The sequence below is a fragment of the Enterococcus sp. AZ170 genome (assembly GCF_050545135.1).
Lineage (GTDB): Bacteria > Bacillota > Bacilli > Lactobacillales > Enterococcaceae > Enterococcus_L > Enterococcus_L ureilyticus.
In genome coordinates, this window is the sequence record NZ_CP172947.1 from 104926 (window position 1) to 118005 (window position 13080).

A 13080-nucleotide genomic window follows, 5' to 3' on the forward strand; every position below is an offset into this window, starting at 1 on the left:
ATGACAAAGGTACGTGTACGTTATGCACCAAGTCCAACTGGACACTTGCATATTGGAAATGCAAGAACAGCTTTATTTAATTACTTATTTGCTCGTCACAATGATGGCGAATTTATTATCCGTATCGAAGACACAGATCAAAAAAGAAACATCGAAGACGGTGAAAAAAGCCAATTGGAAAACTTAGCATGGCTAGGGATGGACTGGGATGAATCTCCGGAAAAACCAGGGGAGTACGGTCCATATCGTCAATCAGAACGTGGCGAGATTTATCAACCTCTAATCGATCAATTACTAGTAAGCAATCGTGCATACAAATGTTATTGTACAGAAGAAGAATTGGAAGCTGAAAGAGAAGCACAACGTTCTCGTAGTGAAATGCCTCATTATTCAGGAAAATGTGCAGAATTGACACCATCTGAACAAGCTGAAAAAGAAGCGCAAGGACTTAAATCAGTTATTCGTTTCCGCGTACCAAGAAATACTTCTTATACATTTGAAGATATGGTCAAAGGTGAAATTGTTTTTGAATCAGATAATATCGGTGGTGATTTCGTTATTCAAAAACGTGACGGTATGCCGACTTATAACTTTGCGGTAGCAGTAGATGATCATATGATGAAAATCACTCATGTTTTACGTGGGGATGATCACATTGCCAATACGCCAAAACAATTGATGATTTATGAAGCATTTGGTTGGAAAGCACCTGCGTTTGGTCATATGACGTTGATCATTAATGCTGAAACAGGTAAAAAATTAAGCAAACGCGATGAATCGATCTTACAATTCATCGAACAATATCGTGAACTAGGTTATTTACCAGAAGCAATGTTCAATTTTACTGCTTTACTAGGCTGGTCACCAGTGGGAGAAGATGAGATCTTCTCCCAAGAAGAATTGATCAAAATTTTTGATCCAGAACGTCTAAGCAAATCCCCAGCAGCTTTTGATGGGAAGAAGCTTGAATGGGTCAATAACCAATACATGAAACAATTAGATTTAGATGTTCTAACCGATATGTGTCTTCCTTATTTAATAGCGGAAGGTAAAATCGAAGCTCAACCAAGTACAGAAAAGCTAGAATGGTTGAAAAAAGTCGTTAGCTTATACCAACCACAAATGAGCTATGCAGCGGAGATCGTCGATGTCTCTGAATTGTTCTTCAATGAACATCCAGTCTTAGATGAGGCAGCAAAAGAAGTCTTAGCTGGAGAAACGGTTCCAACTGTTTTAGCCGCTTTCAAAGCTCAGTTAGAAGCAATGGACGTTGTTGATGTACCAAGTATCAAAGCAGGAATCAAGGCTGTTCAAAAAGAAACCGGTGTGAAAGGTAAAAATCTATTCATGCCGATTCGTGTAGCTGTTTCAGGACAGATGCATGGTCCTGAATTAGGCGATACAATCGAACTTTTAGGAAAAGAAAAAGCTTTAAATCATTTAAATAACGTTTTATAATAGAAATATGTAGAGAAGAAGAAGTAAAAAAGCGTGTGTCTTTAGAGAGACTGTGGGTGGTGAAAACAGTTGTCAGCACTTTTTGAAATGCATCTTTGAATAGTTTCAGCGATACGTAGCTGAAAACGGCCAACAACCGTTATCTGTTTTGAGGCAGGGAAACCTGTGAAGAAAAGTGGAACCACGCGTAAGCGTCTTTTAAACGAAGTTATTTCGTTTAAAAGACGCTTTTTTATTTTATTATTCAGCTATGCTCTACTTTTAAGTTTAAAACGAAAGGAGAATAACTATGGGGTGGTTACAAAAAGCTGTAAAAGCGGTCAAAACCAATGATCCAGCCGCGCGTTCGACAGCAGAAGCATTACTTACATACCCTGGTGTACATGCATTGTTTTGGCATCGCTTTTCACATTTTCTTTATCGCCATCGCTTGTTTTTGCTAGCCAAAATTCATGCACAATTTTGGCGTTTTCTAACCGGGATCGAGATCCATCCAGGAGCCAAAATCGCTTCAGGAGTTTTTATCGACCACGGAATGGGGATTGTGATCGGGCAAACGGCGGAAATTGAGGAAGATGTCGTTTTATTTCATGGAGTAACATTAGGTGGAACAGGTAAAGATACAGGAAAACGCCACCCAACAGTTAAAAAAGGGGCAATGATCCATGCACATGCACAAATTCTAGGGCCGGTCACAATCGGCAAACGAGCTAAAATCGGTGCAGCAGCAGTTGTTTTAACAGATATCCCAGACGATGCGACCGCTGTAGGGATTCCAGCAAAAGTGGTCAGAATCAAAGGAGAGAAATTGGAGGAAGCGTATGATTCAAATTTATAATACATTAACGAGAGAAAAAGAAGTTTTTCAACCGATAGAAGCAGGGAAAGTTCGCATGTATGTCTGCGGACCGACTGTGTATAATTATATCCACATCGGCAATGCCCGCAGCTCGATGGCATTTGATACAATCAGACGTTACTTAGAATATCGCGGCTATGAAGTAAACTATGTATCAAATTTTACAGATGTTGATGACAAGATCATTCGAGCAGCGAAAGACTTAGGTATCACGGCACCAGAAGTGGCTGAACGCTTTATCCATGCATTTGAAGAAGACACGAATGTGCTAAATGTAATGCCAGCGACCAGTCATCCTCGCGTAATGGATCATATGCCGGATATCCTGACCTTTATTCAAGCACTAATCGATAAAGACTATGCCTACGAATCACAAGGAGACGTATATTATCGAACACGTAAATTTGAAGGGTATGGCAAACTGAGTCACCAATCGATCGACGAATTAGAAATCGGCGCGAGTCAGCGTACCGGTGTAGAAAAAGCACTGAAAGAAGATCCCTTAGATTTTGCCTTATGGAAAAGCGCAAAAGCAGACGAAATTTCTTGGGACTCTCCTTGGGGAGCTGGGCGTCCGGGTTGGCATATCGAGTGTTCTGTTATGGCAACCAAACATTTAGGTGATACAATTGATATCCATGGTGGCGGACAAGATTTAGAATTTCCTCATCATGAAAATGAAATTGCGCAAAGTGAAGCGAAAACGGGACAAACATTTGCGAATTATTGGATGCATAATGGCTTTGTCACGATTGGTGAAGACGATGAAAAGATGAGTAAATCATTAGGAAACTTTGTAACGGTCCATGAACTAGTGAAACAAGTTGATCCGCAAGTATTACGGTTCTTCATGACAACCACCCAATATCGTCGTCCGATTCGTTATAGTGAAACAACGATGAAAGAAGCGGGAGTCAATTTACAAAAATTGAAAAATGCATTTGAAAACTTGTCTTTTAGAAAGTCTGATGCATTAGCAGAGCTTGACGAGGATCACCAAAAATTACAAGAACTAATCGAATTTGAGACACGTTTCACGACAGAAATGGATGATGATTTTAACACGGCTAATGGCATTACTGTCGTGTATGAATTAGCTAAGTGGTTGAATCAATACAGCGAGCAAGCAAAGGTTTCAATGGGCGTTACAGAAAAGGCGTTGGAGCAATTTACACAGTGGGTAAGTATTTTCGGTATTTTCTTCTTATCAGACGAATTGTTGGATGATGACATTGATCAATTACTCCTAGAACGCAATCAGGCACGTAAAAATCGTGATTTTGCCCGTAGTGATGAAATTCGTGATTTATTGAAAGATAAAGGAATAACCTTGGAAGACACAGCTCAAGGAACTAGATGGAGAAGAAGTGAATGAGAGATTATACACAATTAAATGGTTTGGCTTTAGCTTACGTGGGAGATGCAATCTATGAAATCTATATACGCGATTACTTAGTGGAACAAGGTCAAACAAAGCCCAATACGCTGCATCGTATGGCTACACATTATGTTTCAGCAAAAGCGCAGGCATTTCTAATTCAAGCTTTGATTGAAGAGAAACGACTTACTGAAGATGAAGAACTAATGTACAAACGTGGACGTAACGCTAAAAGCCATACCTCTGCAAAAAATGCAGATATTACTACTTATCGAATTGCAACAGGTTTTGAGTCCTTGATGGGGTATTTACACTTAACGAAACAAACAGAACGCTTGGAAGAATTGATCGATTGGTGTATAAAAAAAGTAGGTGAAAAAAATGAAAAATGACAAAAAACATCCTTTTAAAGGCGAGAAGCCACAAAGAAATCAACCGTTTAAAAAAGAACCAATCAAAAGAGAACGAGAAGTTTCACAAGAAGAAATCGAAGATAACTTTGTTTTTGGCAATCATGCGACGATCGAGGCTATTCAACAAGGACGTGGCAATAAATTATTTTTGCAAGAAGATAGCAAAAGTGAAAAGGTCGAACACTTAAAACAATTAGCCAAAGAAAATGCAGTCCCTGTTAAATGGGTTCCAAAACAAAAGTTAGACACAATGACTAATCATGGGGTTCATCAGGGGATCGTATTAGCGATTACAGCCTATGAATATCTAACGCTAGATGAATTACTTGATCGGACAAAAGACAAGACAGAAGCCCCTTTTTTCTTGATTTTAGACAGCTTAGAAGATCCTCATAACTTTGGTTCGATCTTAAGAACAGCAGACGCTACAGGAGTGGATGGAATCATCATTCCCAAGCACCGTGCAGTTGGAATCACACCAGTTGTAACAAAAGCGTCGACTGGCGCGGTAGAGTACATTCCTGTTGCTCGTGTGACCAATTTAACGCAAAGTATTGCGACCTTGAAAGAAAATAATTTTTGGATTTTCGGAACGGATATGAAAGGGACAGATTATCGTCAGTGGAATACCCAAGGTGCGATTGCATTGATTATTGGAAATGAAGGACGCGGGATGAGCCAAGGTCTTCATAAAGAAGTAGATGAGTTATTGACAATACCAATGACAGGACACGTTCAAAGCTTAAATGCAGGTGTTGCAGCTGGTCTGCTGATGTATGAGGCTTATCGTGGGCGAAATCCTATAAAATAATTAGTTGAATGGCGAGAAAAAAGTTACTTTTTTCTCGATTTCTTATATAAAGAAGGTGGCAAAACAAAATGAAGAAACAGTTACTGATCGTTGATGGTTATAATATGATCGGCTCTTGGCCGGAACTTGTTCAATTGAAGAACCAAAATAAACTTGAAGACGCCAGAGAAGTTTTGTTGCAGCGTTTATCTAATTATGCAAAATATGAGGATCTAGAAGTAATTGTTGTTTTTGATGCACAATTAGTTCCCGGAATTCAGCAAACATATAAAAAATATCATTTAACAGTAGTTTTCACGAAAGAGGATGAAACAGCTGATAGCTATATTGAGCGAATTGCAGGAGATAAAAATGATCGTTTGACTCAAGTGACGGTTGCAACTAGTGACTTAGCAGAACAGTGGTTGGTTTTTTCAAAAGGAGCTTTACGCGCGTCGGCTAACGAGCTGTATAAAAATGTTCAAAAAACAGAACATACGATTACTGTTCATACAAAAGATATCCATTTTCAAGACTTTCGACGAAATTCCCCTTGGAATATTGATCAATTATCAAAGTTGTCTGAAAAACTAGACGAATTGTCTAAAAAGAAAAATTAAATGTCAATTTGTTTATATTTCTATTGAGAATAGTGGTACGATTTTTCCAAGCATTTTGGTAGAATGCTTGGAAGGAGAATGTTGTCAATGAACAAATATGAAGAAATCCTAAAAGGGGACACTGTGTCATTTGATTGTTTGTATCGGAAATATCACCCAATCGTGTACAAGTTTCAAAAAAAGTATTATCTGAGAGACTTTGATCGTGAAGACTGGCTTCAAGAAGGCCGGATCATTTTTTATCGTTCTTTAGAAAAATATGATGAGGTACATAACGTTTCTATTGGGCAATTTTTTAAGTCAAATTTTGAGAATCATATTCGTAGTTTGGTTAGAAGGCAATGTGCAGTTAAGCGGACAATCGACGTCCAGTCCATCTCATTAGATCAGAAGATAGAGAATCAGGGAGAATCTTTTTTTGACTATATTGAGACAGAAGATGCTGACGTGCTAGAGCAAATGATCATCCGAGAGAAGCTGGAGCAGTTGCCGACAGTACTGTCTTCATTTGAACGAGTGACGTTTCAAGAATATATGAATGGTAAAGAATTGAAAGAGATCGCCAAAGATACGGATAGCCGAGAAATTACGGTTAGAAGTGCCTATGATCGAGCTAAAAAGAAATTGAAAGGAATTATTTATGATTAAATGAGAATTTTTAAAATTATTCACATCAAATAATTATCCATTTATCAATTATAAATAGTTGCATTTCATTTTCTGCTATGGTAAACTTGTTATTTTTATTAATATGTGATATACTGGCTCTTGAGGTGAATGCAATGCCAACAACTTTAGCGTCAATTAAAAAAGATCTAGAATGTCGTATCGGCAGCAAAATCACATTAGTTGCTCAGACCGGCAGAAAGCGCCAAACAGAACGTAATGGTATTTTGACAGAAACGTATCCATCTGTCTTCGTTGTAGATTTAGATCCAGATGAAAACTCATTTGAACGAGTTTCTTATAGTTATTCTGATGTGTTGACACGCACAGTAGAGATTGAATTTGTCAGTGAAGCAGTCTAAACATGACTGATTTTAAAAATAGAGCTAAAGCGAGAACGCTTTAGCTCTATTTTTTATACTATAATTGCACATCTATAGCAAAAAAACCTCTAACTATTCAATTTGATTACGAAAGAAACTGGTAAAGACACTAAGCAAGTTAAAAATGATACTGCTAGAGAGTATTAGATGACTGCAGAAGAAGCACTTGATTATGGACTCGTTAATAAAACTATTTAATCCGTCAAAAAGTATGAAAGCCATGAGTCCACAGTGTTGAGTGGGTTCATAATTTTTTAGTCATAACTTGAACTATAAAGCAATTTTTATCCGAATATATACTTCTCTGACAACATATGTTAGAATTTAAAAGATTGTGAAGATGGTTAGGTATTGGATTAGATAGGTGAAAAGAATGGAAATCATAGAAAAAGCGCCCGCAAAAATCAACTTGGGGTTGGATGCGCTCTATAAAAGAAAAGATGGCTATCATGAATTAGAGATGATCATGGCTAGTGTGGATTTAGCCGATCGGCTGACTTTTGAATTATTGCCGAAAGACGAAATACTAATCGAAACAGATAGCTCTTTTTTACCAGTAGATAGAAGAAATCACGTGTACCAAGCAGCAGAATTGCTGAAGAACACGTTTGGCCTTACTCAAGGAGTTAGGATTTATATAGAAAAAAGAATACCTGTTGCAGCGGGATTAGCTGGTGGTAGCAGTGATTGTGCTGCTGCATTGCGAGGTCTGAATCGTTTATGGAACCTTGGACTGTCTTTAGAAGAGCTTGCAGAATTGGGTAGTAAAATTGGTTCGGATGTTCCTTACTGTATTCATGGAGGAACAGCTTTTGTCACAGGGCGTGGTGAAAAAATAAAGTTTTTACCATCGATGCCACAGTGTTGGGTTGTCCTAGTAAAACCTAGAATGAGTGTTTCGACAAGTTCTATTTTTAGTAGTTTGTCCTTTAATAACATTCAGCACCCCGATATTCATGGGTTGAAGCAAGCGATTGAAACGGATGATTATCTATTGATGACAGAAAAAATCGGTAATGCTTTGGAAAGTGTGACGATCAAACGGCATCCTGTGATCCAGCAAATCAAAGATCGGATGATGAAATATGGGGCAGATGCAGCGTTAATGAGCGGTAGTGGTCCAACTGTATTTGCATTATGTGAAAAGAAAACGCGCGCACAACGGATTTACAATGGTTTAAAAGGTTTTTGCGATGAAGTATATATCGTGCGGACGTTAAAATAATCGAAGCAGAACATAGTAGAAACATGAATAGTAATGAAAAACCACTCAATTGAGTGGTTTTTCATTACTTATAAGACGTTTAAAATGTAGCTATTTTTCATCAGTAACATATTTCAAAGTCAGCAAAGCTCTCTGCACTAAAATATTTTTGCTGTTTTCTCTTGACGTTCTCTTTTTCATCTGTTAAATTAGTTCTTGCTAACAAATCGTAAATATTACGATTTGATCAAGGTAAATCGAAATGAGGACAAAAAGATGAGGATAAAAAACTGGAAATATAGTGTTGGATTACTATTAATGACAGTGATTTTTACACTAACTGCTTGCGGACAAACAAAAGAAACAGATAAAGCTAAAAAAAATGGTACAATCAACGTTGTGACTACGTTTTATCCAATGTACGACTTTGCTAAAAATGTGGTAGGTGATGCTGGAGAGGTTCAATTGTTGATTCCAGCAGGAACAGAACCGCATGATTATGAACCTAGTGCCAAGGACATCGCCAAGATAACAGATGCTGATGTATTTGTGTATAATAGTCATGAATTAGAAACGTGGGTCAAAGATGTTTTGGAAAATGTTGATGAGAAAAAAGTTGCTGTGGTAGAAGCGGCAGGTTCAATCGATTTAATGGAAGGCGCTGCTCATGAGGATGAAGAAGATGACCATGATGGACATGACCATAGCCATGAATTAGATCCTCACGTTTGGTTAGATCCTGTTTTAGCTAAAAAAGAAGTGGAAGCAATTCGTGATGTTTTAGTGGAGAAATATCCAGAGCAAAAAGAAACGTTTGAAAAAAATACAACCGCTTATTTAGAAAAACTGCAAGAATTAGACACAGAGTACAAAGAGGCTTTCGCGAAAGCTAAAAACAAAACCTTCGTCACCCAACATGCTGCATTTGGCTATTTAGCGAAACAATACGGATTGACACAAGAATCGATTGCTGGAATTTCACCAGATCAAGAACCTTCACCAAGCCGTTTAGCAGAATTAAAAAAATATATCGAAGAGCATAATGTATCAGTGATCTACTTTGAAACAACAGCTTCATCAAAAGTTGCTGAAACCCTGGCACGCGAAACAGGCGTTGAATTAGCAGTGCTGAATACGCTGGAAAGTGTTACCCAAAAAGAACAAGATCAAGGGGAAGATTATATTTCAGTGATGAAAACCAATCTTGAAGCCTTGAAGAAAAGTGTGAAATAAAAATAAAAATCAAGGGCAAAAGCGATCCTCGTTTTTGTCCCAGATTTTTTTAGATCAAAAAGGAGAATGGACATGCATTATCTTGAAGTCAAAGACCTCACATTCTATTACGATGATGAGCCTGTTTTAGAAGATGTGTCGTATTATGTTGATCCAGGTGAATTTGTGATTCTAACCGGTGAAAATGGCGCAGCAAAATCAACATTAATCAAAAGTACCTTGGGACTATTAAAACCAACGAAAGGCGTCATTACGATTGCCAAGGAGAATTCAGAAGGACAAAAACTTAGTATTGGTTATATTCCTCAGCAAGTAGCGTCATTTAATGCAGGGTTTCCAAGTACCGTGATCGAGTTAGTTCGCTCAGGCCGTTTTCCGCGTAATCGCTGGTTTAAGCCATTAACTAAACGAGACCATCAGCATGTGGAAAAAGCCTTGAAAGCAGTTGGTATGTGGGACATGCGCCATAAACGGATCGGTGAACTTTCTGGTGGACAGAAACAACGTATCAGTTTAGCACGTATTTTTGCGACAGACCCTGATTTATTTATTTTAGATGAACCAACAACGGGAATGGATGAAACGTCTAGAAAAGAATTTTATCGCTTGTTAAGGCATAATGCTCATGATCATGGCAAAGCGATTTTGATGATCACTCATGATCATGAAGATATCAAATCGTATGCTGATCGACAAATTCGTTTAGTTCGGAAGGAGGATTCACAATGGAGATGCTTTCATATGAGTTCATGAGAAAAGCCTTCTTGGCCGCAACCTTTATTTCGGTGATTGCACCGATGCTAGGTGTATTTCTTGTTATCAGAAGACAATCGTTGATGGCAGATACTCTTTCTCATGTATCACTCGCTGGAGTTGCTCTAGGATTTTTCTTAAATTGGAATCCAGATATCATGACGCTTGTTGTCGTGATCATAGCTGCTATTATTTTGGAATACCTACGAATGATTTATAGTACGTACTCGGAAATCTCGATTGCGATTTTGATGTCAGGCGGACTCGCTTTAGCACTGGTGTTGATGAATCTTAGCGGAGGGAATTCAGCAGCTAGTATTCAGTCCTATTTATTTGGCTCGATCGTAACGATCACTTGGCAGCAAGTAGTCATTTTAGCTGTTCTCTTTGTGATCTTAGTCGTTTTATTCCTATTATTCAAACGCCCGATGTACGTTTTGACTTTCGATGAAGATACTGCCCATGTAGATGGATTACCAATTCATTGGATGTCAATGTTGTTTAATGTGATCACAGGTGTGGCAATCGCAGTGATGATCCCGATTGCTGGAGCGTTATTGATCTCAGCGATCATGGTTTTACCAGCTGCAATCGGAATGCGAATTGGAAAAGGATTCAATACAGTTATTATTATTAGTGTCATCATGGGGTTGATCGGCATGCTAACAGGATTAACAGGTTCGTATTATTTAGAAACACCACCAAGTGCTAGCATCACTTTGATTTTTATTGGATTATTCATTCTTGTAAGTGTGGTTCGTAAAGTAGTGGTGACGATGCAACGGAATAAAAAGATAAATCAGAGATAAACAGGTATAATTTAGCTGAAGATAAGAGGAAAAACGAAAGTTTTTTCTTTTATCTTCTTTTTTGTTTCTTAAATTGCGAACTATTTTCCAATTTTGTTAAAAAATGCTCGATTTTTTTTACAAAACACCCTATAATAGGAACGATAGATAATGAGGAAGTATCATTTATTTTAGTTGTTGAAAATTAATGAATAACGAACCTATAAAAAATAAGGAACAGTGATTATTCTTGTGAATAATAAGCCTTAAAGGAAAGAGGAGAAGAAGTGACAGATTCTAAAATTCGAAGAAGTGAACGATTGATCGATATGACACAATACTTATTGGATCATCCCCATACATTGGTTTCTTTGACCTATTTTGCACAGCGCTATAAATCAGCTAAATCATCGATTAGTGAGGATTTAGCCATCATCAAAAAGACATTCAAACAGCGAGGAACAGGAATTCTTGAAACGATTCCAGGAGCTGCTGGCGGCGTTCGGTTTATTCCAGAAATTCCATATGAGGAATCAAAAGAACTGGTGAAGTCTCTATGTGAACGTTTATCAGAACAAGATCGTCTGCTGCCAGGAGGATATGTCTATCTTTCTGATTTACTGGGACAGCCGAAACTACTACGTCAAGTGGGCCTAATTATTGCTTCTAAATATTTAGATGAACAAATCGATGCCGTTATGACGGTAGCCACTAAAGGTGTACCGATCGCTCAAGCTGTGTCTTATTACTTAAATGTTCCCTTTGTAATTGTTCGCCGTGATTCAAAAATCACTGAAGGTTCAACCGTCAGTGTAAATTATGTTTCTGGATCATCTGAACGAATCGAAAAAATGGAATTATCAAAACGCAGCTTAAAACGTGGTTCAAGAGTGTTAGTCGTGGATGACTTCATGAAAGGTGGCGGAACCGTTAACGGAATGAAGAGCCTGATCGAAGAATTTGAGGCAGAGCTTGTTGGGATCACTGTGTTTGCAGAGTCTAAATTTAAAGGTCAACGTGCGATCGAAGATTATACTTCGTTACTTTATGTGGAAGACGTTGATACACGGACGAAAACGATCAATGTTGTGCCAGGGAATTATTTTGATGAATAGAATTGGAACCAGCTATCAGAAATGATGGCTGGTTTTTTGTTAAGAAAACGGTACATTTTTATTAAAGTAGCCAGTTTTATTTAACGAATCCCCTAAACAGGTGTATAGTTAATTCGTAAGCAAATTTATCCAGTTTTTCTCACACACAATGAGAAACTGAATAAATCAAATGAAAGAAGGCTAACACAATGGAAAAACAAGAAAAAATCCAAATCTTAAAAGACCTCGTCGCAATCAAATCAGTCAATGGCAACGAAAAAAAAGTCGCTGAGTATTTAAGCAAACTATTCAAAAAACATGGCATCGACTCAAGCTTTTTAGAATACGACAAAGACCGTGACAATCTAATTGTTGAGATCGGCAATAAAAATAGCGAAAAAGTCTTAGCCTTTTCAGGGCATATGGATGTGGTTTCAGCAGGAAATGTTTCTGACTGGACCTCTGATCCGTTCAAACCTGAAATTCGTGATGGTAAAATGTACGGTCGTGGCACTTGTGATATGAAGAGCGGGTTAGCTGCGATGGCAATTGCTATGATCGAATTGAAAGAAGAAAAAGCAGAATTTAATGGACGTTTGCGTTTAATCGCTACAGTGGGTGAAGAAGTCGGTGAATTAGGGGCAGAACAATTAACCAAAGAAGGCTATGTTGATGATGTGACCTCAATGGTGATCGGTGAGCCGTCAGGTTATGCTGGGATCGTTTATGCTCATAAGGGCTCGATCAATTTCAAAGTAGCGTCTCTTGGAAAAAATGCTCACAGCTCAATGCCCCAACTCGGTGTAAATGCAATCGATCATTTGAACGACTTTTATTCTAGAGCCAATCAATTATTTCGCAGTGAAATCCATACAGATGAAGTCTTAGGCGATTTTATCTATAATGTAACGATGATTTCCGGCGGGGAACAAATCAACAGTATTCCAAGTGAAGCGAGTCTTCAAGGGAATATCAGAACGATCCCTGGTTATGATAATGAGCTGGTCATCAAAAAAATGAACGAACTGATCGATGAGCTGAACCAAAAAGAGACGTATCATTTAACCTTGAGTATTGAAGCGAATAAAATTTCAGTGAAAAGTGAAAAAGATTCTGATATCGCGAAAATCGCTCAACAAGTAGCGAAAAAACAAGTCAACGTCGATATTCCAATGGTTGGTATTTCAGGTACAACCGATGCAGCTGAATTTACAAAAGGGAAGAAAGTATTTCCTGTGATCATTTTTGGTCCAGGTAATGAAACACCTCATCAAGTAGATGAATATGTGGATGTGGATAACTATTTGGAAATGGTGGCTATTTATAAAGAAATGGCAACGACCTATTTAGATTAAATCTAATCAGAAAATTAGAAGAGAAGAAGCCTGAAAGTGCCTATCTGTGTGTTTCGCAGATAGGCACTTTTTTTATGAAAAATTAG

At 38.0% G+C, this 13080-nt stretch carries 14 protein-coding genes and 1 other annotated feature; all 14 genes read left to right on the top strand.

What is annotated here, in order from left to right; translation table 11 throughout:
- Window positions 1–1458, top strand: coding sequence for a glutamate--tRNA ligase (gene gltX, locus IGJ55_RS00465; RefSeq protein WP_430607044.1), 1458 nt, complete (start codon window positions 1–3; stop codon window positions 1456–1458).
- A 1-nt stretch (window position 1459) separates the two neighbouring features.
- Window positions 1460–1660: a binding site (T-box leader), on the top strand.
- Between the two features lie 87 nt (window positions 1661–1747).
- On the top strand, window positions 1748–2296 hold the full coding sequence (epsC, locus tag IGJ55_RS00470; protein WP_069639502.1) for a serine O-acetyltransferase EpsC: 549 nt from the start codon (window positions 1748–1750) through the stop codon (window positions 2294–2296).
- Window positions 2280–3692, top strand: a complete 1413-nt coding sequence (gene cysS, locus IGJ55_RS00475; protein WP_429951385.1) for a cysteine--tRNA ligase — start codon at window positions 2280–2282, stop codon at window positions 3690–3692. Before epsC ends, cysS begins: the two co-directional genes overlap by 17 nt.
- Complete coding sequence (locus IGJ55_RS00480) at window positions 3689–4087, top strand: Mini-ribonuclease 3 (protein ID WP_069639504.1); 399 nt, start codon at window positions 3689–3691, stop codon at window positions 4085–4087. Before cysS ends, IGJ55_RS00480 begins: the two co-directional genes overlap by 4 nt.
- Window positions 4077–4919 (top strand): 23S rRNA (guanosine(2251)-2'-O)-methyltransferase RlmB, encoded by an 843-nt coding sequence (rlmB, locus tag IGJ55_RS00485; protein ID WP_429951383.1) that lies wholly within the window; start codon window positions 4077–4079, stop codon window positions 4917–4919. The genes IGJ55_RS00480 and rlmB overlap by 11 nt, the downstream gene beginning before the upstream one ends.
- A 68-nt stretch (window positions 4920–4987) precedes the next feature.
- Complete coding sequence (locus tag IGJ55_RS00490) at window positions 4988–5518, top strand: NYN domain-containing protein (protein WP_430607047.1); 531 nt, start codon at window positions 4988–4990, stop codon at window positions 5516–5518.
- A gap of 87 nt (window positions 5519–5605) precedes the next feature.
- Window positions 5606–6166: a sigma-70 family RNA polymerase sigma factor gene (locus IGJ55_RS00495; protein ID WP_069639507.1), complete on the top strand. Its 561-nt coding sequence runs from the start codon at window positions 5606–5608 to the stop codon at window positions 6164–6166.
- A gap of 134 nt (window positions 6167–6300) precedes the next feature.
- Window positions 6301–6546, top strand: a complete 246-nt coding sequence (locus IGJ55_RS00500; RefSeq protein WP_010761984.1) for a Veg family protein — start codon at window positions 6301–6303, stop codon at window positions 6544–6546.
- 394 nt (window positions 6547–6940) lie between these two features.
- Entirely contained in the window at window positions 6941–7792 is an 852-nt protein-coding gene (gene ispE / locus IGJ55_RS00505) for a 4-(cytidine 5'-diphospho)-2-C-methyl-D-erythritol kinase (protein ID WP_069639508.1), read from the top strand.
- 255 nt (window positions 7793–8047) lie between these two features.
- Window positions 8048–9004 carry a metal ABC transporter substrate-binding protein gene (locus tag IGJ55_RS00510; RefSeq protein WP_069639509.1) on the top strand — a complete coding sequence of 319 codons (957 nt, stop codon included), beginning with the start codon at window positions 8048–8050 and terminating at the stop codon, window positions 9002–9004.
- Between the two features lie 72 nt (window positions 9005–9076).
- Complete coding sequence (locus IGJ55_RS00515) at window positions 9077–9757, top strand: metal ABC transporter ATP-binding protein (RefSeq protein ID WP_069639510.1); 681 nt, start codon at window positions 9077–9079, stop codon at window positions 9755–9757.
- Window positions 9730–10566 carry a metal ABC transporter permease gene (locus tag IGJ55_RS00520; RefSeq protein ID WP_429951377.1) on the top strand — a complete coding sequence of 279 codons (837 nt, stop codon included), beginning with the start codon at window positions 9730–9732 and terminating at the stop codon, window positions 10564–10566. The genes IGJ55_RS00515 and IGJ55_RS00520 overlap by 28 nt, the downstream gene beginning before the upstream one ends.
- Before the next feature lie 266 nt (window positions 10567–10832).
- Window positions 10833–11660 (top strand): pur operon repressor, encoded by an 828-nt coding sequence (purR, locus tag IGJ55_RS00525; protein ID WP_083244324.1) that lies wholly within the window; start codon window positions 10833–10835, stop codon window positions 11658–11660.
- Between the two features lie 188 nt (window positions 11661–11848).
- On the top strand, window positions 11849–12994 hold the full coding sequence (locus IGJ55_RS00530) for an ArgE/DapE family deacylase (RefSeq protein ID WP_429951375.1): 1146 nt from the start codon (window positions 11849–11851) through the stop codon (window positions 12992–12994).
- Window positions 12995–13080 lie beyond the last annotated feature (86 nt).

Bases quoted from the DNA above. Each gene is read 5' to 3' on its own strand.
- gltX (WP_430607044.1), top strand. From the start codon at position 1: ATGACAAAGGTACGTGTACGTTATGCACCAAGTCCAACTGGACACTTG.
- epsC (WP_069639502.1), top strand. From the start codon at position 1,748: ATGGGGTGGTTACAAAAAGCTGTAAAAGCGGTCAAAACCAATGATCCA.
- cysS (WP_429951385.1), top strand. From the start codon at position 2,280: ATGATTCAAATTTATAATACATTAACGAGAGAAAAAGAAGTTTTTCAA.
- IGJ55_RS00480 (WP_069639504.1), top strand. From the start codon at position 3,689: ATGAGAGATTATACACAATTAAATGGTTTGGCTTTAGCTTACGTGGGA.
- rlmB (WP_429951383.1), top strand. From the start codon at position 4,077: ATGAAAAATGACAAAAAACATCCTTTTAAAGGCGAGAAGCCACAAAGA.
- IGJ55_RS00490 (WP_430607047.1), top strand. From the start codon at position 4,988: ATGAAGAAACAGTTACTGATCGTTGATGGTTATAATATGATCGGCTCT.
- IGJ55_RS00495 (WP_069639507.1), top strand. From the start codon at position 5,606: ATGAACAAATATGAAGAAATCCTAAAAGGGGACACTGTGTCATTTGAT.
- IGJ55_RS00500 (WP_010761984.1), top strand. From the start codon at position 6,301: ATGCCAACAACTTTAGCGTCAATTAAAAAAGATCTAGAATGTCGTATC.
- ispE (WP_069639508.1), top strand. From the start codon at position 6,941: ATGGAAATCATAGAAAAAGCGCCCGCAAAAATCAACTTGGGGTTGGAT.
- IGJ55_RS00510 (WP_069639509.1), top strand. From the start codon at position 8,048: ATGAGGATAAAAAACTGGAAATATAGTGTTGGATTACTATTAATGACA.
- IGJ55_RS00515 (WP_069639510.1), top strand. From the start codon at position 9,077: ATGCATTATCTTGAAGTCAAAGACCTCACATTCTATTACGATGATGAG.
- IGJ55_RS00520 (WP_429951377.1), top strand. From the start codon at position 9,730: ATGGAGATGCTTTCATATGAGTTCATGAGAAAAGCCTTCTTGGCCGCA.
- IGJ55_RS00530 (WP_429951375.1), top strand. From the start codon at position 11,849: ATGGAAAAACAAGAAAAAATCCAAATCTTAAAAGACCTCGTCGCAATC.